Source organism: Clostridium nitrophenolicum, assembly GCF_055391695.1.
This window is the reverse complement of sequence record NZ_AP042469.1, coordinates 1,014,826-1,040,746: the sequence shown is the minus strand read 5'-3', so window position 1 is coordinate 1,040,746 and position 25,921 is coordinate 1,014,826. Positions and strand designations below refer to the sequence as shown.

The 25,921-nt window shown below is 30.4% G+C and carries 25 protein-coding genes; 5 read left to right on the top strand and 20 right to left on the bottom strand.

What is annotated here, in order from left to right:
* Positions 1-319: 319 nt before the first annotated feature.
* Together ACZ5N4_RS04770 and ACZ5N4_RS04765 are read left to right on the top strand one after the other, a co-directional pair.
* Positions 320-787, top strand: a complete 468-nt coding sequence (locus tag ACZ5N4_RS04770; RefSeq protein ID WP_464207632.1) for a YsnF/AvaK domain-containing protein — start codon at positions 320-322, stop codon at positions 785-787.
* A gap of 131 nt (positions 788-918) precedes the next feature.
* Positions 919-1,323, top strand: a complete 405-nt coding sequence (locus ACZ5N4_RS04765) for a YsnF/AvaK domain-containing protein (protein WP_464207630.1) — start codon at positions 919-921, stop codon at positions 1,321-1,323.
* A 319-nt stretch (positions 1,324-1,642) separates the two neighbouring features.
* Here the strand turns inward: ACZ5N4_RS04765 and ACZ5N4_RS04760 are convergent, their stop codons facing one another.
* The 6 genes from ACZ5N4_RS04760 to ACZ5N4_RS04735 form a co-directional block, all read right to left on the bottom strand.
* On the bottom strand, positions 1,643-2,053 hold the full coding sequence (locus tag ACZ5N4_RS04760; protein ID WP_464207628.1) for a hypothetical protein: 411 nt from the start codon (positions 2,051-2,053) through the stop codon (positions 1,643-1,645).
* A 78-nt stretch (positions 2,054-2,131) separates the two neighbouring features.
* Positions 2,132-3,964 (bottom strand): PAS domain-containing sensor histidine kinase, encoded by a 1,833-nt coding sequence (locus ACZ5N4_RS04755; protein WP_464207626.1) that lies wholly within the window; start codon positions 3,962-3,964, stop codon positions 2,132-2,134.
* Positions 3,965-3,969: 5 nt separating this feature from the next.
* Positions 3,970-5,061 carry a response regulator gene (locus ACZ5N4_RS04750; protein ID WP_464207624.1) on the bottom strand — a complete coding sequence of 364 codons (1,092 nt, stop codon included), beginning with the start codon at positions 5,059-5,061 and terminating at the stop codon, positions 3,970-3,972.
* A 165-nt stretch (positions 5,062-5,226) separates the two neighbouring features.
* A complete protein-coding gene (locus tag ACZ5N4_RS04745) occupies positions 5,227-5,514 on the bottom strand; it encodes a putative quinol monooxygenase (protein WP_464207622.1) in 288 nt (95 codons plus the stop codon).
* Positions 5,515-5,621: 107 nt separating this feature from the next.
* Positions 5,622-6,056 (bottom strand): MarR family winged helix-turn-helix transcriptional regulator, encoded by a 435-nt coding sequence (locus ACZ5N4_RS04740; protein ID WP_464207620.1) that lies wholly within the window; start codon positions 6,054-6,056, stop codon positions 5,622-5,624.
* A gap of 149 nt (positions 6,057-6,205) precedes the next feature.
* Positions 6,206-7,105, bottom strand: a complete 900-nt coding sequence (locus ACZ5N4_RS04735) for a DUF2156 domain-containing protein (protein ID WP_464210829.1) — start codon at positions 7,103-7,105, stop codon at positions 6,206-6,208.
* Positions 7,106-7,573: 468 nt separating this feature from the next.
* On the opposite strand from ACZ5N4_RS04735, the gene ACZ5N4_RS04730 reads away from it, so the two are divergent.
* Together ACZ5N4_RS04730 and ACZ5N4_RS04725 are read left to right on the top strand one after the other, a co-directional pair.
* On the top strand, positions 7,574-9,157 hold the full coding sequence (locus tag ACZ5N4_RS04730) for an alkaline phosphatase (RefSeq protein WP_464207619.1): 1,584 nt from the start codon (positions 7,574-7,576) through the stop codon (positions 9,155-9,157).
* 90 nt (positions 9,158-9,247) lie between these two features.
* On the top strand, positions 9,248-10,378 hold the full coding sequence (locus tag ACZ5N4_RS04725; protein WP_464207617.1) for a YibE/F family protein: 1,131 nt from the start codon (positions 9,248-9,250) through the stop codon (positions 10,376-10,378).
* Positions 10,379-10,475: 97 nt separating this feature from the next.
* Here the strand turns inward: ACZ5N4_RS04725 and dhaM are convergent, their stop codons facing one another.
* The 8 genes from dhaM to ACZ5N4_RS04685 form a co-directional block, all read right to left on the bottom strand.
* Positions 10,476-10,865 carry a dihydroxyacetone kinase phosphoryl donor subunit DhaM gene (dhaM, locus tag ACZ5N4_RS04720; protein WP_464207615.1) on the bottom strand — a complete coding sequence of 130 codons (390 nt, stop codon included), beginning with the start codon at positions 10,863-10,865 and terminating at the stop codon, positions 10,476-10,478.
* A 30-nt stretch (positions 10,866-10,895) separates the two neighbouring features.
* Positions 10,896-11,531: a dihydroxyacetone kinase subunit DhaL gene (gene dhaL / locus ACZ5N4_RS04715; protein ID WP_464207613.1), complete on the bottom strand. Its 636-nt coding sequence runs from the start codon at positions 11,529-11,531 to the stop codon at positions 10,896-10,898.
* 50 nt (positions 11,532-11,581) lie between these two features.
* Complete coding sequence (gene dhaK / locus ACZ5N4_RS04710; protein ID WP_464207611.1) at positions 11,582-12,580, bottom strand: dihydroxyacetone kinase subunit DhaK; 999 nt, start codon at positions 12,578-12,580, stop codon at positions 11,582-11,584.
* Between the two features lie 242 nt (positions 12,581-12,822).
* A complete protein-coding gene (locus tag ACZ5N4_RS04705) occupies positions 12,823-14,889 on the bottom strand; it encodes a sigma 54-interacting transcriptional regulator (RefSeq protein ID WP_464207609.1) in 2,067 nt (688 codons plus the stop codon).
* Positions 14,890-15,074: 185 nt separating this feature from the next.
* Positions 15,075-15,842 (bottom strand): VanW family protein, encoded by a 768-nt coding sequence (locus ACZ5N4_RS04700; protein WP_464207608.1) that lies wholly within the window; start codon positions 15,840-15,842, stop codon positions 15,075-15,077.
* A gap of 97 nt (positions 15,843-15,939) precedes the next feature.
* On the bottom strand, positions 15,940-16,116 hold the full coding sequence (locus tag ACZ5N4_RS04695; protein WP_464207606.1) for a hypothetical protein: 177 nt from the start codon (positions 16,114-16,116) through the stop codon (positions 15,940-15,942).
* 37 nt (positions 16,117-16,153) lie between these two features.
* Positions 16,154-16,330: a hypothetical protein gene (locus ACZ5N4_RS04690; protein WP_464207604.1), complete on the bottom strand. Its 177-nt coding sequence runs from the start codon at positions 16,328-16,330 to the stop codon at positions 16,154-16,156.
* Positions 16,331-16,348: 18 nt separating this feature from the next.
* A complete protein-coding gene (locus ACZ5N4_RS04685; RefSeq protein WP_464207602.1) occupies positions 16,349-16,852 on the bottom strand; it encodes a GNAT family N-acetyltransferase in 504 nt (167 codons plus the stop codon).
* Positions 16,853-17,211: 359 nt separating this feature from the next.
* Between ACZ5N4_RS04685 and ACZ5N4_RS04680 the strand changes: the two genes are divergently transcribed.
* Entirely contained in the window at positions 17,212-17,958 is a 747-nt protein-coding gene (locus ACZ5N4_RS04680) for a MerR family transcriptional regulator (RefSeq protein WP_464207600.1), read from the top strand.
* Positions 17,959-18,101: 143 nt separating this feature from the next.
* On the opposite strand, the gene ACZ5N4_RS04675 is transcribed toward ACZ5N4_RS04680, so the two are convergent.
* From ACZ5N4_RS04675 to abc-f, 6 genes are all read right to left on the bottom strand, one after another.
* Entirely contained in the window at positions 18,102-19,325 is a 1,224-nt protein-coding gene (locus ACZ5N4_RS04675) for a DUF438 domain-containing protein (protein ID WP_464207598.1), read from the bottom strand.
* Positions 19,326-19,616: 291 nt separating this feature from the next.
* The gene (locus ACZ5N4_RS04670; RefSeq protein ID WP_464207596.1) at positions 19,617-20,000 is read right to left on the bottom strand and encodes a hypothetical protein; all 384 of its coding nucleotides are present in this window, start codon (positions 19,998-20,000) and stop codon (positions 19,617-19,619) included.
* Positions 20,001-20,090: 90 nt separating this feature from the next.
* Entirely contained in the window at positions 20,091-20,900 is an 810-nt protein-coding gene (locus ACZ5N4_RS04665) for a DUF4037 domain-containing protein (protein ID WP_464207594.1), read from the bottom strand.
* A gap of 130 nt (positions 20,901-21,030) precedes the next feature.
* Complete coding sequence (locus ACZ5N4_RS04660; RefSeq protein ID WP_464207593.1) at positions 21,031-21,306, bottom strand: DUF4491 family protein; 276 nt, start codon at positions 21,304-21,306, stop codon at positions 21,031-21,033.
* 30 nt (positions 21,307-21,336) lie between these two features.
* A complete protein-coding gene (locus ACZ5N4_RS04655) occupies positions 21,337-23,409 on the bottom strand; it encodes an exo-beta-N-acetylmuramidase NamZ domain-containing protein (protein ID WP_464207591.1) in 2,073 nt (690 codons plus the stop codon).
* A gap of 267 nt (positions 23,410-23,676) precedes the next feature.
* On the bottom strand, positions 23,677-25,587 hold the full coding sequence (abc-f, locus tag ACZ5N4_RS04650) for a ribosomal protection-like ABC-F family protein (protein ID WP_464207589.1): 1,911 nt from the start codon (positions 25,585-25,587) through the stop codon (positions 23,677-23,679).
* Between the last annotated feature and the right edge of the window lie 334 nt (positions 25,588-25,921).

The following is a 25,921-nucleotide window of genomic DNA, read 5'->3' as shown; positions in this document are numbered from 1 at the left end:
TTACTGTCTTAACTAGCTTATATTAATAGTAACATAGTAATACTGACACAAACCTGTCAGTATTACTATGCTACTATTAATATTTATATTTTGTAAGTTGTTAGTTCTTTAATTTTTAATCAGTTAGTAAATATTTTTATTATATTATCTTTTAGAATACTGAATAATTTTACTTTTTACAATATTATTCAAAATACTTATCTACGAATTTTTCAATAGCAAATTCAAACTTTATTGCAAATATTTGTATTGGATAACTTTCGCCTAAAAAGGGAAACATAGCAACGTAAATAAAATTTTATGTTTATTGGAGGTAATTATGGCTAATATATTTGGAATTTGGGGCGATGAAGATAAGGATAGCAATAAAGATAACAATAGAGCTGAAAATACTGAAGATGAAAAGCTTCGTCTTCGCCAAGAGCAGTTAGATATCAGTAAAAATAAGGTTCAAGCGGGCGAAGTAATTTTGAGCAAAGACGTTGTAGAAGAACAAAAAACAGTTGATGTTCCCGTTACTCATGAAGAAGTTGTTATTGAAAGAAGATCTATTAATAATGAAGCCACTGACTCACCTATTGGCTCAACGGAGAGCATTCATATTCCTGTAAGTGAAGAAAAAGTTGAAGTTGGCAAACATACAGTAGTAACAGGAGAAGTTTCAGCTCATAAGCGTGAAGTTGAGGAAACAAAAAAGGTGGAAGAAACTTTAAAAAGAGAAGAAGCTCGTATTGATACAGAAGGTAATCCTAACGTAGTATCTAATAGCGATAATAATATGCAGTAAGAATCAATAAGACTAGGCGCAAAAACACCTTTCAAATCACAAAAATGATTTGAAAGGTGTTTTTTAGAAAGTATCTTAATTTCTTAACTTATAATGTAAATTCTACAAAAGATAACTTTGGAGGGATTAATATGTCAAACAAATTATCATTTAATAACGATGGAATTTCTAACACAAATATTCAACTGCATGAGGAGAAATTGGATATTGCAAAAAAATGGATACAAACCGGAGAAGTAAACATACACGAAGAAATTTTAACAGAGGAGAAAAATATTACTATACCTGTCAATCGCAAAGAACTTGTCATTGAGAAAAAAGGAGCAGATGGAAATGCTGAAGCTATAAGAATACCAATTAGTGAAGAACGCATCGAGATTGTCAAACATCCAATAATTCTAGAAGATATAAAAGTTTTCAAACGTCAATACCAAGATATTAAACCTATTGAAGAGACATTAAAAAAAGAAAAATTACATATTGAAACCACTGGTGATGCTGTAGTCATTTATAATGATTCTGAAAAACATTCCTAATTCACATATTCAAGCACTCTATTTTGAATATAATCCTTCTAAATGACAATTTCTATGTCACACATCAATAATAACGAAACAATACCAAATAATAATATAAATGACTCCAGTGTACAAAATATAAACTTGAAAAATACTTAATCAGGAGCCACGCTCTAAAGTGACTCCTGATTAAGTATTTTTACTAAATTTCTATTGCGTTTATATTTTGTAACAATAGATAAATTAAGTACATACTATATACTGCTTAAACACAGCTATATACAACAGATAACAAAAATGGAGATAGTAAAATTGAAGTTATCAGTCATATGTACTGTTAAAGTGCAAGTTCCTTTAATAAGATATTTCTATTACCTTTAAATTCAAAACACAGCAACCTGCCGCCATCTTCAAAAACCATTAAAAATGATTGTTCATTTTCTGGAAACATAATAATAACCTCATCTACAATAGCATTTAACCATCTGCCTTCTATTTTTGTAGAAGGACTCAAAGGAATTCTAACTGCATATCCTCTATCTGGAATTGGATTAAATTTACTATACAATCCATCTATTCCTTGAAGATAGCTTACAACCGTTTCCTGAATCTTAGAATTTGATTGAATAATTCTTTCTACCTTACCTTGATTTATATTGAAGATTTCAATATTTTTATGTACTTCAGCATGAACATTTGTTGAAAGGGATAATATTACAATTAGGCTAATAATTAATCTTTTGAACATCGCCACCACCTCATTGTTAATATCCCCCAAAGTATATACAATTATTGATTTAATAATTAGAATTTTAGCCTACACAAATTACAATAGCTCAAGAATCTTTTCGTATTTAAACTCCCCTGCCAATTTCTTTAGGCATTCAATTTCTTTGCTGCTGACTTTACTTATATTGTTTATTATTTCATTTATTTCATCAATATCTCCATCCAATATTGCTTCTTTTAATTTTAATTTAGTTTCTTCCTCTAAAGAGCATACTTCTTTTTCATTATACGAGGTATCATTACTTTCATTTTGCTCAATCTTTATATAACTCCTCTCTTTACTGTTATTTGCAATAGTAACTGGTATAAAAAAGCTAAACTCTGAGCCTTTCCCATATGTACTTTTTAAAGTGATGCTGCCCTCTAAAAGTTCAACAAATTCTTTTGTTATAGTTAATCCTAAGCCAGTACCACCTTTAGAGTATTTTGTATCATATACTTGAGTAAAATCATCAAAAATTTTATTAAGATTTTCCTCTGCTATGCCTATGCCAGTGTCTTTCACAGCTACGTACAATAAACTATCATCTTGTTCATTCTTACTATTTATTACTACAGATACGCTGCCTTTATCTGTAAATTTTATGGCATTCCCAACTAAATTAATCAATATTTGTCGAAGCTTTAGTTCATCGGTAATTATGACCTCTGGAACATCATCATCAATAAAAAAATTTAAACAAATGCTCTTATCCTTAGCTTTCAAATAGAATATATTTTTCAAATCCTCTATTACCCTATACATATTAAATTTACTTAAATTTATAGAAGCTTTACCTGCTTCTATCTTTGAGATTTCAAGTATTTCATTTATCATTTTTAACAAATGCTCACCAGTGCGATTTATAGTTTCAACCTTACTCTTTTGCTCCTCTGATAAATTGCTGTCATTTAATAATAATTCCGAAAAACCAAGAATAGCATTTAAAGGTGTTCTTATTTCGTGACTCATATTTGCAAGAAAAGCACTTTTTGCTCTACTAGCACTTTCTGCTTCTATTTTAGACTTTATTAGTTCTTCTTCTATGAGTTTTCTTTTAGTTATATCTTCTTTGACAGCTACAAAGTGTGTTATTTTTCCCTGTAAATTGATAATTGGTGAGATTGAAGATTCTTCCCAATATATTTCTCCATTTTTTTTCTTATTTTTAAAAGTTCCTTTCCATATTTCACCTTTCAAGATAGTACCCCATAGGTTTTTATAGAACTCTCTATTTTCTTCACCGGAACTTTGAATCTTTGGATTTTTACCTAAAGCCTCTTCTTTTTTATAACCAGATATTATTTCAAAGGCGGGATTTACATACTCAATAATTCCATTCTTATCTGTAACTACTATACTTACAGGACAATAAAATACTGCTTGAGCTTGCTTTTTTAACTCTATTTCATTTTTCTTATTATCAGTTATATCATTGATGACACTTACAAAATATTTAGGATTTTTATCATTATCACGAACTAAAGAAACAGTTAGATTAACCCATACAACAGAACCATTCTTACGTATATATCTTTTCTCTATGTTGTAGCCATCAATTTTATCTGTAAGAAGATCATTTACATAATTTAAATCTACATCTATATCCTCTGAATAGGTAATATCTTCAAAAGATTTTTCTTTTAACTCTTCTTCACTGTATCCGGTGATTTTGCAAAAAGGTTCATTAATCATTAAAAACATCCCATCCGGTGATACCTCTGCAATACCTACCCCTGATAGCTCAAATATACTTTTATAAAGCTTTTCACTTTCTTTAAGCGCTTTTTCTCTTTTTTTCTGCTCTTCAAATATGATATTGCTTTTATATGACTTTTCTTTTTCTAATACGCCTCTTTCTTTTACTTCATCCCTTATACCTTTATTCATTTTTATTATATATCTCCCATATTTTCTCTTATTCTATTAAAATCTTTTTCCACGTTCAAAAATGTATCTATAACAATGGGATCAAAATGTTTCCCTCTACCTTCTAATATAATTTTCACACTTTTTTCGTGTGAAAAAGAATCTTTGTAAACTCTCTTAGAACGTAAAGCATCATATACATCAGCTACTGCCATAATCCTTGCACTTAATGGTATATCAGTGCCACTAAGTCCCATAGGATATCCACTACCATCCCATTTTTCGTGATGCCCACCGGCAATCTCAACTCCCATTTTTAAAAAACTGTTTTTAGTTAATTTATTATAGGCGTCCTTTAGGTAATCTCTACCAATCTCTGCATGAGTTTTCATTATTTCAAACTCTTCAGAAGTTAACTTACCAGGCTTTAAAAGAATTCTATCAGGCATTGCTATTTTCCCTATATCATGAAGGGGAGAGGAGTTAAAGATGTTAATAATAAAGTTATCGTCAATTATACTTTTAAATTCATCTTTTTTTTGCAGCTCTTCTGCAATTATTTTGCAAAAATTTTGAGTTCTTTCAATGTGTCTTCCAGTATCATCATCTCTTGCCTCTGCAAGCTTTGTCATAGCTGCAATTATTGATAAATGCCCTTTGGAAATTTCCTTTACCTGTTCTGATACAACTCTTTCCAACTCTACATTGTACCTTTCTACCTTCCTTTGCAAATATCTTATAGTTAAATGAGCTTTTACTCTAGCTCCAATTTCTCTTGAATCAAAAGGCTTGGACACATAATCAACGCCACCTACTTCAAAAGCTTTAACTTTATCAAAGGAGTCTGACAAAGCACTAATAAATATTACAGGTATGTTTTCAAATCTTTTATCTTTTTTTAGAATTTTACAAACTTCATAACCATCTATATCCGGCATCATAACATCAAGTAAAATAAGATCTGGAGGATTATTTAAAGCTGCTTCTACTGCCATTTTCCCGTTAGGCAATGCTTTTATCTTGTAACCTTGGTTCTTCATTATATTTACAAGCAGCATTAAGTTTTCAGAAACATCATCAACTATCATAATAACTGATTTTTTTATATCTTCATCCATTTCGATCACCTCTTTTTTAGTTTCATTTTATTACTTTACCTATATTATTACAATGACTATTGCCGTATTATTCCTTTATAATCTCACAATAATTGGAACACCTACCTAATTATTAACAGAATAAAAAATAAAAGGCAGTCAAATTCTGACTACCCTTTAATACTATTAAATCAACTTATTGTATATATTAATATCCTTTTTCTTTTCAGCAAGTTCACCTATCATAGGAACTATTCTAACAAAATGCTCTGAGTTCATATGTTTCTCTAATGCATCTTTACTCTCCCATTCTTCAATTACTGCCAATATTCTAGAGTCTTTTTCATCTTGATATAACTCATATTTTATGCATCCTTCTTCTTTTCTTGTCTCTCTAACTAGCTCCTCATATAATTTTATAACTTCCTCAACTTTACCTTCATTAACAAGTTTTTTTGCTACAACTTTTATCATTTTACAAATCTCCCCTCTTTTAATTAAAATGTTTTGTAATATGTATTGGTTTTGCAAAATACATTTTCCTTCGTTCGCTAATGAACTTTTATTGTTTAAAAATACTATCAGAGTAGTTCTTCAATATTATGTAAAGCTTTGTCAATATTATCCTCAAATACATTACGTTCATCTTTATCAAAATTTCTTAATAATAAATCTAGAAATTCATTTTCAATTCTATCTAACTTCTCTTTTATATATATAGCTTTCGGAGTTAAACTTATGTATACACTTCTCTTATCTTCAAAACAACAGCATTTTTTTATTAAACCTTGATTTTCATATTTAGCAATAATATCCGATAGAGATGACTTTGAAATCTCCCACCTATTTGCTATTTCATTAAACAATAATGATGTTCCATCTTCAGGAAGTATATAGAATAAGGATATATGATTTCTTAATATTGGCAAACCTTCTTCCTTTATTCTTTTAGACATGTATCTATCAGATATTGAACATATTTTATCTATTTTTCCAATAATACATTTGTGTTTCATTTCTTAACTCCTATTCCTTAATAAACAAATTAATATTATCACTTATAAAATTTTATGTCAATTTTTTCATTATAGTTTTACTCATCTTTTTTCTTTACCCACTGTTCGTTAAAAGTTCTATTAATGAATGTCTTATCTTAAGACATTCATTAATAGCTAAGAATAAACTTCTTCTCTAACTTAAAGGGGTAATAAGAAAGTTTAGCTTTTCTAAGTCCTTCTATACCTAAATCCTGTTCTCTATTTATTATTTTCACATCACTAAAGCACATATCTATAAAGGTTTTATTAATAAAACTATAAACTCCTTTATAATTCATATCACCTTTTTCTATATGGATAACTGCTAACTTATCATTAAGCTTTTCTCCTAAACTAAAGGCTACTACCTGGTTATCTACATAGACAGCTATTCCTTTTAAATTGAATAAACTTATATTTTGAACAATTTCTTTTATAGCTGCAGTTTCATAATAAAGCATCTTATCATTATTATTATTTTCTCTAAACCATTTTTCTGCAGCATTTATTACATCATCAATAATCTTTCCATCAATAATCTCTTTTACTTCATAATCATAGTTCTTAACAAAAGAATTATAATGATTTTTCTTGCCATGAAGTTTCTTTCCTGAAAGTTCTATTAGCTTATCAGCTTCATATAAATAATCAAAGTTGTCCCTATCCTCTTTAATATAAACATTCTGTTCTTCTTTATAAAAACTTTTTATTTTTTCCGCAAAATCTTCTTCTAAATCCTTAAATATATACTTCATATTATTTTCTTTTTGATATTGTAATAAACATCTTACTAATTCTTTTAAATCTTCTTCTTTATATCCCAAAGGTTGCATGAAGTAATAGTTTCCTTCAAAATCTTTTTTCTTTATAATCAGTGAATCCTTATATATTGAATACTGAATATCACAGGCATCTTTCCAAATATATAAAGTAGTAAATGAATATTCACAGCTTAAAAATTTATACGGATTTAAATATTTATTAAACAACTGTTTATCTTCTAATGTAAGCTTTTTAAAATCCATTATATCAACCTTTCTCAATTTATTTTCACACCTTTATACCCAATAACCATCATATAATACATTAGTTTTCTCTCTTTTATTATTTTTAAAACCTTATCTATTCTTAATTATTTTTTATATAATATTTTGATTTTAAATTACTATTTTTCTATTTATTTAGTTTAGTTCGTCCGAGTACGAATTAATCATAACCCTTATTTTCCTTATTGTCAATATATTTCTTCCTATTTTATCCGATGTCTACCGCCATTAATACCTCAACACACTCTGTGAAATCGATTCACACTAAGTCAGATATTTGGGCTCTCTGCTTGCACTCTGTTATAGCCATACTATTATCTCACCTTAATCATCTATTTTTAACACAATTTAACAAATAATTAATTGTGTCATAACATCTTCTCTATAGAATAGACAGTGTTATGTTTATATTTTATGAATAATACTTTACTATTTAATGGAGGTTTTCATATGCTAAAAAGAACTAAAATAATAACTACAATATTAAGTGTAGTTATGACTACCACATTAATTTTTGCTGGCTGTGGTAAACAAGATGCCCCAACTAGTACAAATTCCAACATATATACAGGAAAGAAAAACCCTAAATATATTTTTCTATTTATAGGCGATGGTATGGCTATACCTCAAATAAATTCCACAGAAATTTTTCTTGGAAATAAAAAGGATGCTAAAAATCCTAATGTTGAAAAATTAGCCTTTACTCAATTCCCATCTCAAGGTATGAATACTACATATGCGGCAGATACTTTTATAACAGACTCAGCTTCTGCAGGTACTGCTATTGCTACAGGCCATAAAACTAACGATGGTATTATAAACATGGATCCATCTAAAAAAGAAAAATATACATCTATGGCTGAAATGGCAAAGAAAAAGGGAATGAAGGTAGGAATTGTTTCTTCTGTTTCAATTGACCATGCTACTCCTGCAGTTTTCTACGCTCATAACCCTTCAAGAAACAATTACTATGATATAGCTTTAGATCTTGCAAAGAGCAATTATGATTACTTTGGCGGTGGTGGCTTTAAACAGCCAACCGGTCCAAAAAAAGACAAGTCAGATGCTTACAATGAAGTTGAGAAGAATGGTTATAAAGTTGTAAAGGATAAATCAGCCTTTGAAAAGTTAGATGGAAATTCTGGGAAAGTTATGGCAGTAAGCCCTAAACTTGATGAAGATAAAGCTCTCCCTTTTGCTATAAACAATGATAAAGATGGCATACCCTTAGCTGATTTTACTAAAAAGGGTATAGAGCTTTTAAATAATGATAAGGGATTCTTTATGATGGTAGAAGGTGGTAAGGTAGACTGGGCATGTCATGCCAATGATGCTGCTTCTTCTATACATGAAGTTACAGCCTTCAATGATGCGATAAAACAAGCCTTAGATTTCTATGAAAAACATAAAGATGAAACTTTAATAGTTGTCACTGCAGATCATGAAACTGGTGGATTTACAATAGGTTTTGCTGGAACTGGTTACAATACTTTCTTTAATAAAATAGACAAACAAAATATATCCTATGATGAATTTACTAAAAAAGTAGAGGAGTATAAAAAAGCTGGGCATACTGCTGAAAATGCAAAACTTGAAGATTTACTTCCTCTAATAAAAGAGCATTATGGATTAGAACCAATGGCTGCTGATGAATATAATAATTTATCAAAATTAGCTGCTGATGAGAAAAACCCTAGCTCTAAAGAAGCTACTGAAAAAATAGGTATGGCTCTTAGTCCAAAGGATATGGATGATTTAAAAGCAGCCTTAGTTCAAAGTATGACAGATAAAGAGAAAAGAAACAACGATGAACAATCAAATTTATTATATGGTACTTATGACCCATTTACTGTTACTTTAACTCATATACTGGATCATAAAGCTGGTATAGGCTTTACATCTTATGCTCATACAGGAATACCTACTCCAGTGTATGCTACAGGCGTTGCAAATGAAATGTTTAAAGGTTATTACGATAACACTGATTTATTTAAAAAGTTAACTTCAATAATGGAAGTATCCGGAGATAAATAACATTTCACTATATCCATGGACATTTGGCAGCATAATATTTGTCAAATGTCCATTATGTTTTCTTAGAATTAATGGAAAGAGGTTTAATTAATGGTAAGTTTTATTAAAAAAAAAGAATTTATATTTATATTCCTTCTTATAATAGTTAACCTAATTCTTCTTTTTAAACCTACAGGCTTTGATAAAACTAAAACAGAAAGTATAAGAGCAAAGGCAGAGATTATCGCTGTAGATAATTCTCAATTAGAACAGAGGGGAATTGTTAAAACCGGAGTTCAATCCGTAAGAGTTAGAATTTTAAATGGACCTTTTAAATCCCAAGAATTTACTTCGCCTAACAATTTACGTGGTCAATTAGAATTGGATAAAATTTTCTCCGTAGGTGATAAAGCTTTTGTAGTTATAGATACAATTAGTAATAAACTTAACTTCGTAAACATAATAGACCATTATAGACTGACTCTAGAACTGATTTTATTTATAATTTTTATAAGTATACTTGTAGGTTTCTCAGGATGGACAGGAGTTAAATCAGTTCTTTCCTTTATATTTACAGTGCTTATGATATGGAAGGTACTTATTCCTTCCTTCTTAAAAGGTTTCAATCCTATATTAGTGTCTTTGCTTGTAGTAACTGTGCTCATAGGAGTTACTACATATCTTGTGGCAGGTATAAATAAAAAGGCGTTGGTATCTTTTCTTGGTTCTATGTGTGGAATAATTATAACCTGTGTTTTCGCCCTAATATTTGGATTAAGTTTTAAAATTCATGGTGCTGTTGTACCTTTTTCTGAAACCTTGCTATATTCAGGTTATGGATATTTAAATCTTACTAGTATATTTATTGCAGGCATATTTATAGCTTCTTCTGGTGCTGTAATGGATGTAACTATGGACATATCCACTGCAGTTTACGAAGTAGTTTTAAATAATCCAAGTATTACAAAGAAAGAAGCTATAAAAAGTGGTATGTCTGTTTCAAAAGCCGTAGTTGGAACTATGACCACTACTCTACTTCTAGCCTATTCTGGTGGATATACTGCTATGTTGATGGTATTTATGGCCCAAGGAACTCCTATACTTAACATATTAAATTTAACCTATGTATCAGCAGAAATACTTCATACTTTAGTAGGAAGCTTTGGACTAGTACTAGCTGCTCCAGTTACCGCAGTGTTAGCAGGTATTATATTTACTGATAATAAACATAAAGCTAACTAATCCTATAAAAATATGCACTTTTTTAAAGCAATCATCACAGAAAAAGAGAGAAATACCTTTTAGTATATTTCTCTCTTTTTGAACTCCTCTTTAAGATTTAAGGCATTTTACCAAGACACATTGGCTTTAAGGATTCTTTTATTTCCTCTCTATTCTTTCCTATGCTAGCTTCAACAGATGCGGTTAATGCCCCTTCTATTAATGCTGTATCAACTATTTCTACCTTATTCTTCATACATTCATCTAAACATTCTATAGCCATTTCCGCATTCATATATGCACTACCTAAATCAAAAAGTATAAGCACTCCGTCCTCAGAATAAACTTCATTTATAGCGCCAAGAATCTTGTCTACATCTGTACCTAATCTTCCGTCAGTAGTCCCTCCAGCAGTAGCTATTTTTCCTCCTATCGCCATTTGGCTTACTAATTCTTCTATTCCTTCTGCAATCTTACTGCTATGTGATACAATTACTATTCCTACCATATTTCATACCTCAATTCTTTTATAATGTATTTACATTTTGCTAACTTCTTCATAAATGGTATTGAATATTAGATAACTTGAAGTAGCCCCTGCATCTTGATGTCCTATACTTCTTTCTCCTAAATAACTTGCTCTTCCCTTTTTTGCAATGATTTTTTTAGTATTTTCAACACCCTCAAAGGCAGCACTTTTAGCTTTTTCTAAAGCTTCTATTGGACTCAAACGGGAAGCTACGGAACTCTTCAATGCTTCTAATGCTGGCTCTATAGCATCTATCATAGTCTTATCCCCCAGCTCTCCTTTTCCTCTCATCTTAATTCCTGCTAATGCTTCTTCTAGCATTTTTATAAAATCATTTATATCCACTCTTTCTTTGCCACTTACTGGAGTTGCAGCTTTCATAAAAGCTGTTCCATATAAAGGACCTGATGCCCCACCTACATTAGATACTAATGCCATACCAGTTTTCTTTAGAGTATCCCCTATGTTGATTCCATTATCGTCCTTCAATTTTTCCTTTACAGCTGTAAAGCCTTTGCTCATGTTTAATCCATGATCACCATCACCAATAGCGGCATCTAACTCTGTTAAATATGCTTTATTTTCATTCATAACTTCGCCAATTTTATTTAATATTTGTATTAACTGCACTCCATTTATGCTCATATCATATCTCTCCTTAAATTTTTATAGATATATTAGTATTTCTTTAATAATTAATATACCTTTAATGCAGGAGTATCTGCTTTCTCATTCAATAATGTTTTTAACTCATCATCTAATTTCAATATAGTAACCGAGCAGCCTGCCATTTCTAATGAAGTCATAAATTCTCCTACAAAAGTTTTATGAATTTTAATTTCTCTTTCACTTAACATTTCACTTACCTTTTTATTAACTATATAGAGTTCCATCAATGGAGTTCCTGATAATCCATTAACCATAACTGCAACTTCAGTCCCTTTTTCTACTGACATATCTTCTAATATTTTAGTAACTAAGTGCTCTGTTATTTCGTCTGCTGTTTTTATAGCTTCTCTATGAGTTCCTGGTTCACCATGTATTCCCATACCTATCTCTACTTCATTTTCTGATAATATAAAGTTTGCCTTTCCTGCTGCTGGAACTATACATGAGCTTAATGCCATTCCCATACTACGTACATTCTCTACTACCTTTTCAGCAACTCTCTTTACCTCTGTTAAATTTGCACCCTGTTCTGCTTTTGCTCCAGCTATTTTGTGTACAAAAACTGTTCCTGCAATTCCACGTCTTCCAGCTGTATATGTGCTATTTTCAACAGCTACATCATCATTTACTACTACGCTTTCTACCTTTATTCCATCCATATCAGCCATATCTTTTGCCATATCAAAATTCATTATGTCTCCGCTATAATTCTTTACTATTAAAAGTACTCCCGCTCCACCATCAACAGCTTTAACTGCCTCATAAACTTGGTCTGGGGTTGGAGATGTAAATACAGCACCTGCGACTGCAGCGTCTAACATTCCTTTTCCTACATACCCTGCATGGGCTGGTTCATGCCCACTTCCTCCTCCACTTACTAAGGCAACTTTACCTTTTACTGGCGAATCTTTTCTTATTAATATGTTTCCAGCATCACTCTTTTTTAAATATTCCGGGTGAGCTGCTATCATTCCTTTTATCATATCCTCTACTACTAAATTAGGGTTGTTTATCAACTTTTTCATAATATATTCCTCCAAAATTTAATTTATTTTATTACCTATTATTTTGTGCTTATTTAAATTAGCAAAATACATGCCAAAAGAAAACGTTTTAAAGTAATATTTTGTAAAATCAATGCGCAACCTCTAATATATAGCTTTACACTGGTTATACACACTTATGCCTAATTTTTTAAATGATCATAAATAAAATGCATATACTAATTGATATTTTAGTTAATTATTGATACTTATTACCAATGTGTTCATTTTAACCAAAGTACAACTTTTTCAATTCCATACAATTTTGCCTTTGCCGCTACAGTTTTATGTGTAATACCTAAAGCTTTTCCTGCAGCATTATAGCTGCCATATTTTTTTAGCGCTTTTTCTATAATAATCTTTTCATACTCCGCTAAAGGTAGTATTTCTTCATTCTCCTTTATGCTATCTAATATGGTGCTAGCATTTAAGCACTCTGTTTCCACTGTTTTTTCTTTTTCATCTTTAGGTGTATCTTCTTCCTTTATGTATGATGGCAAATCCTCTACCTCTATGTACTCATTATCAGTGAGAGCAACAATTCTTTCTATTAGATTCTCTAACTCTCTAACATTTCCCGGCCACTTATAGCTAACAAGTACATCCATAGCATCCTTACTTATACCTTTTATATTCTCTTCACCTTTCAACTTTTCAATGAAGTGTTCCACCAATAAAGCTATATCTTCTTTTCTTTCTCTAAGTGGTGAAATAATTATTGGTATGACATTTAACCTATAGTATAGATCTTCTCTAAAGTCTCCTTCTTTAACCATTTGCTCTAAATCTCTGTGAGTAGCAGCTATAATTCTCACATTGACTTTTATAGTTTCCTCCCCGCCTAACCTTTGCAGCTCTCTATTTTGTATTATTCTTAAAATTTTTGCTTGAACACTTTTGTCCAGTTCTCCTATTTCATCTAAAAAAATGGTGCCATTTTGTGCTAGTTCAAATTTACCTAACTTTCTTTTTATAGCTCCAGTAAAAGCTCCTTTTTCATGTCCAAACAACTCACTTTCCAACAAGTTAGCCGGAATTGCAGCACAATTTATTCTTATAAACGGCCCTGAAGCCCTTTTGCTTGAAAAATGAATACCCTCAGCAATTAATTCTTTACCAGTACCACTTTCACCTCTTATTAAAACTGTAGAATTACTTTGAGCTGCTTTAGTAGCTACTGCTAAAGCGTCTATCACCTTACCGCTTTTACCTTTAAATTTTTCAAAAGCTCTATGAGGCTTCCTGGTTCTTAAAAGCTGTTCTTCTAAATATTCTGCCTTTGCAGATACTTTGTTTAATTTCTCATAAAGACCTTGAACCTCAGTTATATTCTTTACAACAGAAACTGCACCGCTCATCTCGCCATCAATGATTATTGGACTGATATTTGATACAATAGTAACTCCATTTTTCTTATAACTTATTGCTCCTGTTATAAACCTACCTGTATCTAATACTTTTTTTCTAGCCCCCATAGGAGATATATCTTTTACATTCTTATTTATTAAATTTTTTCCCTCTTCATTTAGAATTTTTAAGTAAGCTGGATTTACATAAGTTATTACCCCTTCATTATTTATTACACATATACCATCTTGAACAGATTCCAATATAAGCTGTAGTCTTTCTTTTAGCTCCTTTACTTCCTTAAGTTCTCCTGTTATTTTTTCAAAATTAGAAATATCTTCAAAACTTGCTACCGCTCCTTTAGATTGTCCATCAATTAAAATAGGTGTTCTATTAGTTAATATTAATGAATCTCCTATTAATTGCTTACACATGAGCTCTGCTTTTTTAGTTTTATTTACAATATGCAACCTAGAGTTAGGTATTATATGGTAAACCTTTTTACCAATTGCCTCTAAAGCATTTATTCCTAAAATATTTTCTGCTGCTGGATTAAGAACAGTTATTACATCATTCTCATCACTAACCACTATTCCATTAGCCATGCTCTCAAAAACCTGTTCCCAGGTTATAGTGTTAGTATTTATTATGTTATCTATTTGATTTATTTCATTTTTATTAGAAATATCAAAGTCACCTTGAAGAAAATCACATAATTCATTAACTGCTGCTTTCACCCTTTCACCATAAGCCTCAACAATTACTTCTTCATTTCTCTTTACCTTTAAAAGCACTAAAGGCATAACACTTGTAGCAGGTATTTTGTTTCTATCTTTATATGTAATAAATAGTTCTACATTATATTTTTTTTGTATTTCACTAGCTTTGTGAACTACCATTGCAATAGCCCTCGCATGCAATCCTTTTTCATGTTTAATTATCACAGATTGTTTTGCAAACATAATAGATCCTTACCTCGTTTATTTGATATTTTTTATATTAATATTATACATGTTGCACCTTACACTATCCAAATATTTAAATTCAATTCTTATAGAAAAAGAGAGATACCTTTACAGTATATTTCTCTCTTTTGACTTCTTTATGATTTATTGAGTTATATTTATATCTACATGCTCTTAATTGTAGAAACATATACCTTACCGTTTTTTATACTTACTATAAACTTTACAGGATAGTTATTAACATTTTTGAACTTTAAGTCTTTATATCCATAACTTACTGCAGCATCCTGACCTCTTGGAATATATCCAACCTCGCCGCTATGAGTATGCCTTTCTATAATTTGCATACCAGATTTTAGAGCAGCGTTATATACAGTACTACTTAATTGACATATTCCTCCTCCAACACCTTCATTTGATTCTCCATTTACCAAAACCTTAGCTTTTTTATATCCTTTGCTATAATCTCTCTTTCCAACAATTTTATTAAAGGAGAAAGTCTCCCCTGGCTTAAGTACAAATCCATTTATTTTTTGAGACGCAAGTCTTATATTATTAACTCTGTTTTCATCACTATCTAAAATTGTTGTACTAAAAGTAGTTAATACCTTATTTTCGCTTTCTTGTCTTCTAGGCTGTTCTGGCTTTGGAGCAGGTTTAGGCTCTGGAGTAGGTTTAGGTTCCGGTGCAGGCTTAGGTTCTGGAACAGGTTTGTATTCTATGCTAGCTTTAGGCTCTGGAATCGATTCAGCTTTTGAAGGTGGTGCTTGTGTCTTTTCTTGCGATTCGCTATCTTTTTTCACCTGCTCACTATTACTATTTGGAGTATTAGTACTGCTCTTTGGAGCTGATTTATTTGTTTTACATCCTATAGAAAAACATATAATTAAAATTAAAATTGAAAATAACAAAATCAATTTATTTTTTCGCATTTTATCACCTCTAGAGATAATATTTGCTTATGTTTTGAATATAATACACAAAAAAGAAGCTACTTTTAAAGTAACTTCAACAAACCTCTATGAAAAATTATTTATGAATAAACTTACACCTAGAGATATAGACACTGTTATATTGTGCTAATTCTTCAGAAGAAATATTGCTTTTGTTAAATATATCTACAGGAGTACCTGAAACATTATCTCCTTCAACAATACTTAAACAACTAACAATAATTAATAGTATAAGCCCTAAATTTTTCTCCAATCTTCTGCTTTGCTAGCAAGCTTATCACATTTAATACCTATTTATTTTGTTTTATAGCTGTAAGAATAAGGCTAGAACAAGTAATAACCACAGCTACTAATAACATAGCTGCAAAACTCAATGAGGTAGCAATTCCCTGACTCCTCGCTAATGCATAGCATATAATATAGCCTAATATCCCAACAGTTACACCTAATAACAATGATTTTATCATTATAACTAGAATCCTCCTTTATCGCTTTTGCAGTGCTTTTTCAAAACAGAAAAAATCACCTTTTCTAAAAGTTACTATTCCTCTTATGTTATAACCATTTTTCTCATACAACTTACATGCATGACTATTTTTGCTAAATGCATCTAAGCGTATTGATTCATATTTATTCTTTCGTCCTAACTTTTCTACATACCTTATAAGAGTGGTTGCAATACCTTTACCTTTATATTGAGGATTAATGCATAATCTATGAATAATTAGATGCTTACCACTGTTGTATTCCCAATTTATTGATTCATATGCTTTGTCCTGACATTCATTTAATACAATAAAACCCTTGATAACACACTCATCTATATAGACATAGAGATTTTCACTATTAATGTCATTAGTTATTACCTCTTCGTTTGGATAAATGTCATCCCATTGATATATCCCCTCTGACTCCATATCAATAATAGCATCTTTAATTATATTCATTATTACCTTCACATCTTCAATTTTTCCTTTTTTAATTTCCATATGCAGTGTATCCTCCTATACCTTACTTTTTAAATCTATAAGTCCCTAGATAAATAAGTCTCCAGAAAAAATACATACTTTCTTAACTTTTCTTTTATCCACATAATGCTAATTAATTATAATTTTAACATAGAAATATCAATGTAGTCCTTAAATATATTTTAAAATTTTTATTGACTCTTACCTTACAGAATAGATTATTATATAACTGTAATCAAAGCATATGCGCATATATGAGATTATAACCTATTCATCTTAATAGAAAGGCAAATATATGTCCTAGGAAATACTCCATATTTAATATAGACTCAGCTATTATCTTAAAGAAGCGCCTATAATTATGAATGAGGTGAAATATTATGCAATATACAGTTAAAGAAGTTGCAGAACTAACAGGAGTTACAGTAAAAGCACTGCATCATTATCACAAGATAGGTTTACTAGAACCTTGCAAAATTAGTGATGCTGGTTATCGTATTTATGGAATAAAAGAACTTGAGCGTCTACAACAGATTTTATTTTATAGAGAACTTGATTTTTCTCTCAGGGATATTAAGAAGGCCTTAGATGATGAACCTAATCGATTAGAATCTTTAACTAAACAACATGAACTACTTTTATCACGCAAGCATAGACTAGATTGTTTATTAAAAACTCTAGAAAATTCAATTATTAGTACTAAGAAGGAGAAAACTATGAATAAATCAGAAATGTTTAAAGGATTAAATAAAGAAGAGTGGGAAAATGCACTTTCGCAGCAAAATGAATATTTAAAAGATAAATATGGTCATGATATTCTAGATAATCAAGATATCAATATAGAAGAATTAAACGAAAAAGCAGCAGAAGGACAGCAGTTTATTAAATCTGTATCAGATGCTCTTGTAAATGGCTGGAAGATTACAGATGAAAAGTTACAAAAAATATTAGAAGAGCATATTGCATTTTTAAATAATCATGGTGTAAGTATAGATGCAAAGACATTTGCTATGCAGTCTAGATTTTTTTTAGAAGATGATTTTCATAGAAATATGTTAGAATCTCAACAGATTGGTCTTTGCTACTACCTTTTTGCTGCTGCTGAAGCATATGCTGCAGTAAAATAATTAGATTATACAATATTAAAAAGCCGGTAAGATGATTATCACCCTAACCGGCTTATTTTTATGATTAATACGCAATTATGCTATATATTATTTTATATTTTTTAAAATTTTCTTTTGAACTCTATCATTATATAAATACAACACTAATCAGATATTAGTCTCTTTTCTCCTGTAATTTCTTGTATTGGTTTAATATTTTGGCTAACTTCAAGTATTCCAAGAAATTCACCGTTATCATCTCTTACAGCAAAGTATCTTATGAGTATATATAAATCTCCCATCTTAATCCAAAAGTCTTCGTGCTCCTTCTTACCAGTTCTAAGGTCTTCAGCTACTTGTTCAACTACATGCACGCTAGCTGGTGGATGACAGTTTTGAACCTTTCGTCCGATTACTGCCTTTGTTCTAATGAATATTCTTTCTTTACTATTAGAAAAATATTTGACAACGCCATCCTTATCAACAAAAGTTATATCTACAGGTAGGTGATCAAAAATTGCGCTTATTTCTTTAGCCTTTAGTATTCCAGTATCAAATTTTATATATCCCTCTGAATCTTCACCTGCAAGTCTCTTTTCCTGTTCTCTAGCTTCCACATCAGCTCTGGCAGGTTTCCATTTATCTGCTGGACCAGTTAAACAATAGCCTATACTATCACTATCTGACTCAATTTCATACCATTCATCTTCAGTTAGACTATCAATGCTGAGGGGAAAAAGAATATTCTCCTCTTTAAAAATCATTTCCTGTATTTTATTTGTAATTTCATCTATTTTAGATATAATGTTTTCCTTACTGCTTGAATCATTCTGAATCATAGACTTTGTTTCTTTTATACCTGCCCTTATCTCGTCATCTACCCCCCACATAACCTTCGGCGGTGCAGTAACTCCGTACTTTTCCAAGTAAGGGAACAACAAGTTTTCTTTCCTGCTGTAATGCTTATCTAAATCCCACAGCATATTGAAATTTTCAATAAGTTTATATCTATTATCTTTATTATCATTTTCTTTAAAGTCTTCTAAATTCTTTTTTACATTTTCATAAATATATTTTCTAACAGCCTCATTTTCCAGTTTGAATGTATGAATAGGATGCCCTGCGGCCTTATCGGGATGGTGTATTTCTTCTATAGAACCTTTAAACACAGCAGCATGGACATCACATAATCTTTGGATTTCCTCAACGGGCATTCCTTCTTTAATCAAAGCAGCTTCCATCTCTGATATTTCTTTTGTGGATATATTATGAACCAGATCATGAAACCTTTCCTGAACTTCCTCAACATTCTTACCATTGTGAAGCTCATTGATTAATTCTTTTAGTACTTTCTGTCTATACTCCCTGTTATTAATTATGTCACTCATATCATTCATATCCTCCTCTAATTCCAACGCTTCCATTAGGCTTATACATATAGTATCTTCTTTCCTTTAACTAAATATTCCTTACTGATATTCTGCTTTTCTTTTCTGGAATTAATATTTTCATTCAGCGATGGTATATTAGAGTTTCTGATGATGTTGGCAGTACATTTCATAAAACTTATTGGTGTATATATCGTGTATATTCTTAATAGTATTTTATATCATCTTCTATTCATAAAATACTATTCATAAAAACTCCTCTAGGGATTGTTTTTCAACAACCCCTCACTTTTAAAGTAATTCCAGCTTCGCTATCTGATAACCGCCATTATATATAGGTTTATCATCAAGCATTAAAACTTTACCAGATTTTCTATTAAAATAATTCTTCTTATATAATACGTGATACTCCCTACCACTTTTAATAAAATCATATTGTTCCTTAGTACACTCTAGCTTTATAGGACTTGATTCTCCATTATCATGTTCAGTAAAACTAATATAGTATTTGTCATTCTGTTGTTCCTTTATTAACTTTCCATGTCCTTGTGTACCTTCTATACTGACTGTAGCACCATAGTCCCTTGGAAATAATATTTCGGTTTCTAAGTATATTAAACCTAAAATAAATATAAACGAAAAAATAAGTACCAATAACCTAGATTTAGCCTTCATAAGAAATTACCTCCCTCTAGGATATAGAGTAAATCTTATTCTGTCGAGCTACAAAGATATTGTTAAGAAATTTCACTCCTTATAGTTTAGCTAACTAATATTGTTCATAATTTTTCTAATTGTATTTTCAGATTCTACATCTTCTGGTATAAGAGATAAAGTATCATGTATTAACTGAAAACAATTTTTTAGACTTTCCTCACTGTTTTTTATACATATAATAGAATCTATTCTCTTAATTAAATTTTGAGGCTTTATATCTAAATCCTTAACTATGTGTTTTGTCCACTTCCAGTCTGGCTCCCATTGTTTATTTACTGCGTATAAAATCCTTAACACCCTATGAATGTCTGCTATCATTCTCTCAAGTAATGGCATTTTATCATCTCTTTTAGCTAATACTCTTCTTACATTTAACCCCAAATCTATAGTCCATGGACCAATGGTATTCATTATAATCTTTTTCTGAAGTTCATCTGGATAAGAATTTAACTCTTCTTGTAAGCTATCCAATATTCCATTCTTTCTTATAAAAATCGCATTTTTGAATGTTGAAGCTAAAGTGAGCTTATCGTGAGTATAAACTTCACCTTCTATAATTGATTTTATATTATTTCTCATAGTCTTAATTTTTTGCCATCCTGCTTCAATCCAATAATCTTTATATTTAAATATTATCCATACAGAACCATCCCCTATTGGTGCACCATAGGGATATATCTCTGTTCCCCCAATTTCTTTAATCCAATTGACCATATCACATTCTGGCATTAAATCATCAACTAAAAATTCAATTTCAATATCAGAATTCTCATCTGCAAGATCTCTTGAAACAGATCCAGTGATAATAATTTCTTTTCCGTACTCTAAGGGACATTTACTTGCAATTTCCTCTGCCAATTTAATTCTTGACCTACACTCTTCACTTATTATTTTTTTAAACGTAACAATCTCCCCCTATAAAATGAATTGCAGATATATCTTGATATTCTGCAATTCAAACTTATAATATAGATTATAAAGTATATTTTTACTCTTTCTTTGGATACCATCCTTTTTGTACTCTTTTCTCCTGCTCAAAAATTTCGTGAATACTCCAAAGGCATGAAAACCCCGTAATACCTAGTATAGCTGATAATATTTGTGTATTTATACTCATAGATAAAAATATAAATACTATACCAACAATTAAGAATACAGGCCAAATCTTTTTACTAAAATAGTACTCTGCTTTAATTACAATAGGATGAAAGATTCCTATTATTAAAAAAGAAATTAATCCTATAGTAACACCTTGAAAATTCAAAATACCACCTCTATCATTTTTTATATTAAATTAATTATATAACAAATATTCCCTTCTTTCAGCCTTAAATTGCTCAAGTCCTAATTTATATTCTGCTTCAATTTGCTGAGGAGTATAGCCCATTTCTAGGTATTGTCCAATTTTATCAGTACCCATTATTTTATCAAACATATTAATTGTATCTGTACTTTTAGGAACTTGAAAATTGTTTAAGGAGTGAGCATAAGCTAATACATATATTCCTGTTCTCGCAGGATTAAATGTATGATAATCTGTAATTTCAAGCTTTACTCCACCAAATCCATTTTGTGAAGCTGCTTTAAATTTAACTCCAGACAAATTAGCTGCATTTAAAAGCTGAGCAAACTTTTCAGAATCAATACCTTTTCCTCCAACCCATGTAAAATAGTCATCTTGATATACTGTAGTTCCCTCACCAAGTCCAGTAGATGAATAACAAAAAACAGATTCTATGTTTGGTATATATGGGGAACTTTGTATCCAGCTTAATCCAGTGTCTTGAAATATCATACTTCTATTATATCCTTCCATAGGTACCACCGTAAGCTTGGCCATTATGTTTCTATTAAAGAATTGAGTTAACTCCCCTGCAGTCATACCATGAGTCATTGGCATATTATCTACCCCTACAAAACTTTTAAATTTATCTTCCAACACTGGACCATCTAAAATTTCTCCTCCCAATGGATTAGGTCTATCTAAAACAACAATTTCTTTATTATACTTAGCTGCTGCTTTCATACAATAATTTAATGTAGACATAAAAGTATAAGAACGTGCTCCTATATCCTGTATATCAAACACTAAAACATCTACCTTAGATAGCATTTCTTCTGTAGGCATCCTTGTATCTCCATAAAGACTATATACGGGAATCCTTAATCTTTCATCAATATATGATTTTACATAATCTCCAGCTTTAGCTTTTCCATCAATCCCATGCTCTGGTGCAAAGAGAGCTGTAAGCTTAGCTTCACCGTAATTTGCTAATATATCAATAGTACTTATCCCCCTACTGCTTACCCCTGTTTGATTGGTAACAAGTCCAATGTTTTTACCTTTTATTAAATTACTGTATTTACTTATTAATAAATCATCTCCAAGTTTAAAATTACTTTCCACTTTATCAATTAATAAATTTTCTACAGCTTCATTTGGCACAACTGCCTCTCCCCCTAATACCCTAAACTCACTTTCTGAAGAAATTTTAGAATAAAATTGAGTTTTTGTAATTGAGGACTTACCATTTGTAAGTATTAAGGGTGAGTTTGTTTTTGCCGCCGCTGCTGAACCAGATAATGCATCTGCAAAACCTTCCCCTGAACTTACATAGATACTGCTAAAGTTTATATCACTAGAAAATTCATCAATTATTTTTTGATTAGTTTCATATCTATCCATGCCGCCTAATCTCTTGTAATCAGCAATGTAATCAGTAGTACTATTGCTGATTACGCCTACACCACCAACAATATAACACTTTTGGATGCTATTTTGTATATATTGCTTTGCACCTTGAGGTAAATTATTTTTACTAGTTAATAATATAGGCATTCCCTTAACAGCAGCTATAGGTGCTATTGATAATGCATCTGCAAAGTTCTCACCTGATGCCAGAACTATCCCTTTATCATTTCCTATAATTTGTGCAACCTTTAAGCTGGTATCATACCTATCATTGCCAGCTATTCTCTCATGTCCTATTTTCATAGTATCTAACTGTTTTTCTATATTCGTTGATACAACTCCAGTGCCACCTATTATAAATACCTGCTTCACATTTAATCTAGTTAACTGTTTTTCTATATCTTCACTTAAAATCTTTCCATTTGTCAATATAACTGGTGCATTATATTTTTTTGCTAAAGGTGCAGCACAAAGAGCATCTGCAAAGCCTTCTCCTGAAGCTAAAATTACATAGTCAGATTTATCCCAGTTATTTTCACATATACTGATACTAGTAGCATATCTGTCAACGCCTCCAAATCTGTTTTGAACCATTGCAGCAGATACCTTAACTGACATACAAAATAAAGTACTTACTAAAAAACTTACAAAAAATAAATATTTCCTTTTTAACATCCTATACTCTCACTTTCATAAAATTATATACCTTGAAAAAACTTCTTCAAGATAGCTTTTCAATAAAAATATTCCCCCATGTAGTTTATCATTTTGTTACTTTAGTTATTTATAGGTGAAATTTCCATAGCTATTTTAATTATAAATAATTTTACAACTTTTTACTATAGATATTGAACTTTATTGCTTAACTTACACGGAGGAATATGTTTCCAAGGCCTAAAGTAGATTTAAAAACTTTTTATCAATCTTACTTAGTGAATTGTTTTATGAAATTTGCATCCACTGCTCCATTAGATCTTCAATTTCTAAATTGATATCTTCCTTTAGGATATGAAGTTCATTAAGTCTAGAATATTCATTACAACTCCCCATTTCTTTTTCAATTAGATTGATTTTACTTTCCAATTCCTGAATTCTCTCTTCAATAACATCAGCCTTTTTTTCATTAGTTTTTTCCTTGTTCTTTATTTTTTTATTATATATTTTCCTATCTTCAGTCTCTTTTACAATTAACTTTTCATTTTCTGGCTCTTTATTACTTTTTAACTTGTAGTATTCATAGTTTCCTTCATAGGAAGTCAGCACCCCGTCCTTAAGTTCAACTATTCTACTGCAGATTGTATTAATAAAATATCTATCATGAGAGACAAATAAAATGCTTCCTTTAAATTCTTTTAATGTTTCTTCAAGAGCCTCCCTGGATGCAATATCTAAATGATTTGTTGGCTCATCTAAAATAAGAGTATTTACTTTTCTAAACATAAGTTTTGAAAGTAAAAGACGACTTCTCTCTCCACCTGAAAGATTTTTGACTTTTTTAAATACATTTTCACCGAAGAACAAAAACTTTGCAAGATACTCTCTAGCTTTGCCTTCAGGTAGTTCTATATCTTCTCTAAAACATTCTAATAATGAGAATTCTTCATTGCTAAATACCACATTTTGAGGTAAGTATCCAATTTCTAGAGAAGTACCAATTTGTACTTTTCCACTATCTAATACATAATCTTCAGACTCCTCTTGAGGATTTAAAGCTTTTAGCAGTAATTTTAATAGAGTGGATTTTCCACAACCATTACTTCCTATTAAAGCCAGCTTTTCTCCATATCTAAAATGAAGATTAGCATCTTTTAGAATAATTTTGTTTTTAAAACTTTTAAATCCATCCTCTAATTTAATTATATCTTTTCCTGAACGCTGACCTATATTAATGTTTAAATTCATGCTGCGATTTTCAAGCTTAGGTTTATCTACCTTTTCTATTTTTTCTAATCTCTTTCTAATGTTTTCAGCTCTTTTAAAGAACTTTTCATTATCTCCTTTCATTCCCCAATCTCTTAAATCTTTAATAGACTTTTCCATAGCATTAATTTTTTTCTGCTGAACATTATAGGCTTCAAGTTGAAGTTCAATATCTTTTTCTTTTTGTTCTAGGTATTGAGAGTAACCTCCCAAATAGGTTTTACTTTTCATATTTTCAACTTCAATTATTTTAGTTACTACTCTATCTAAAAAATACCTGTCATGAGATACTATAATCACAGCACCTTTATAGTTCTTTAGAAAATCCTCCAGCCATTCTATTGACTTTAAATCAAGGTGGTTAGAAGGCTCATCCAGAAGTAGAATATCAGACTTTTGAAGCAGCACCTTAGCAAGAAGTACAGTGGTTTTTTCACCTCCGCTTAACGTGCTAAAGTTTCTTTGTTTAAAATCTTCAGTTATATTAAGCCCAATGCAAATCTTGCTTAATCTTTCATCTGTCTCATAGCCTCCTATCTGTTCATAACTTTGTTGAAGTTCATTATAATTTTTAAGAATTTTATCCAATTCATCTTCTTTGAGATTTGCCATTATATCTTCTAGCTTTTTCATGTTTTTTAAGATTTCATTTTCAGTATTGAAGGCTAGGTTTAACACATCAATAACCTTAAAATCTTCATTATAGCTTGGCAGCTGGTCTACATATCCTAGTTTAGAATCTTTTTTTATTATAATATTTCCACTGTACTCTGTTTCGAGCCCCATAATAAGCTTTAATATTGTACTTTTTCCACAGCCATTCCTGCCAACTATACCAACCTTTTCACCTTCATGTACTTCAAAACTCATATTATCAATAATTTGAGTTCCTCCGTAGTATTTTTTAATATTATTTAGAGCTAATGCTATCATAATTTTCATTCTCCTTAATTGTTTAATTTATATTTTTAAGCTTAAATATTATAGGAATATTTAATGCTATTTTTCATTGTTATAACTTCTATTAAAATATTTTTACAAAAAAACAAATAAGCCACATAAATCATCAACTTTGATTTACTGGCTTATAGGAGTGTACATCCAAAAAACTTTAATTTTATCACCATATTGACTGGCAAAAAACTAAAGTTTATTTTATTAATAAGAAAAGCTCTATAGTATAAAACCATAGAGCTATAATCCGTGCTAAAATATAAGAGATCCTAGCATTTAATTAAGCATGATTTTATACATACAGTTTTCCTAA

Coding starts and splice junctions, on each gene's coding strand:
- ACZ5N4_RS04745 (WP_464207622.1), bottom strand. CDS start 5,514: ATGATAAAAGTTGTAGCAAAAAAACTTGTTAATGAAGGTAAAGTTGAG.
- ACZ5N4_RS04760 (WP_464207628.1), bottom strand. CDS start 2,053: ATGTTCAAAAGATTAATTATTAGCCTAATTGTAATATTATCCCTTTCA.
- ACZ5N4_RS04690 (WP_464207604.1), bottom strand. CDS start 16,330: ATGATAAAATCATTGTTATTAGGTGTAACTGTTGGGATATTAGGCTAT.
- ACZ5N4_RS04700 (WP_464207608.1), bottom strand. CDS start 15,842: ATGCGAAAAAATAAATTGATTTTGTTATTTTCAATTTTAATTTTAATT.
- ACZ5N4_RS04670 (WP_464207596.1), bottom strand. CDS start 20,000: ATGAAGGCTAAATCTAGGTTATTGGTACTTATTTTTTCGTTTATATTT.
- ACZ5N4_RS04730 (WP_464207619.1), top strand. CDS start 7,574: ATGCTAAAAAGAACTAAAATAATAACTACAATATTAAGTGTAGTTATG.
- ACZ5N4_RS04725 (WP_464207617.1), top strand. CDS start 9,248: ATGGTAAGTTTTATTAAAAAAAAAGAATTTATATTTATATTCCTTCTT.
- ACZ5N4_RS04675 (WP_464207598.1), bottom strand. CDS start 19,325: ATGAGTGACATAATTAATAACAGGGAGTATAGACAGAAAGTACTAAAA.
- dhaL (WP_464207613.1), bottom strand. CDS start 11,531: ATGAGCATAAATGGAGTGCAGTTAATACAAATATTAAATAAAATTGGC.
- ACZ5N4_RS04685 (WP_464207602.1), bottom strand. CDS start 16,852: ATGGAAATTAAAAAAGGAAAAATTGAAGATGTGAAGGTAATAATGAAT.
- dhaK (WP_464207611.1), bottom strand. CDS start 12,580: ATGAAAAAGTTGATAAACAACCCTAATTTAGTAGTAGAGGATATGATA.
- ACZ5N4_RS04750 (WP_464207624.1), bottom strand. CDS start 5,061: ATGGATGAAGATATAAAAAAATCAGTTATTATGATAGTTGATGATGTT.
- ACZ5N4_RS04680 (WP_464207600.1), top strand. CDS start 17,212: ATGCAATATACAGTTAAAGAAGTTGCAGAACTAACAGGAGTTACAGTA.
- abc-f (WP_464207589.1), bottom strand. CDS start 25,587: ATGATAGCATTAGCTCTAAATAATATTAAAAAATACTACGGAGGAACT.
- dhaM (WP_464207615.1), bottom strand. CDS start 10,865: ATGGTAGGAATAGTAATTGTATCACATAGCAGTAAGATTGCAGAAGGA.
- ACZ5N4_RS04740 (WP_464207620.1), bottom strand. CDS start 6,056: ATGAAACACAAATGTATTATTGGAAAAATAGATAAAATATGTTCAATA.
- ACZ5N4_RS04755 (WP_464207626.1), bottom strand. CDS start 3,964: ATGAATAAAGGTATAAGGGATGAAGTAAAAGAAAGAGGCGTATTAGAA.
- ACZ5N4_RS04765 (WP_464207630.1), top strand. CDS start 919: ATGTCAAACAAATTATCATTTAATAACGATGGAATTTCTAACACAAAT.
- ACZ5N4_RS04770 (WP_464207632.1), top strand. CDS start 320: ATGGCTAATATATTTGGAATTTGGGGCGATGAAGATAAGGATAGCAAT.
- ACZ5N4_RS04655 (WP_464207591.1), bottom strand. CDS start 23,409: ATGTTAAAAAGGAAATATTTATTTTTTGTAAGTTTTTTAGTAAGTACT.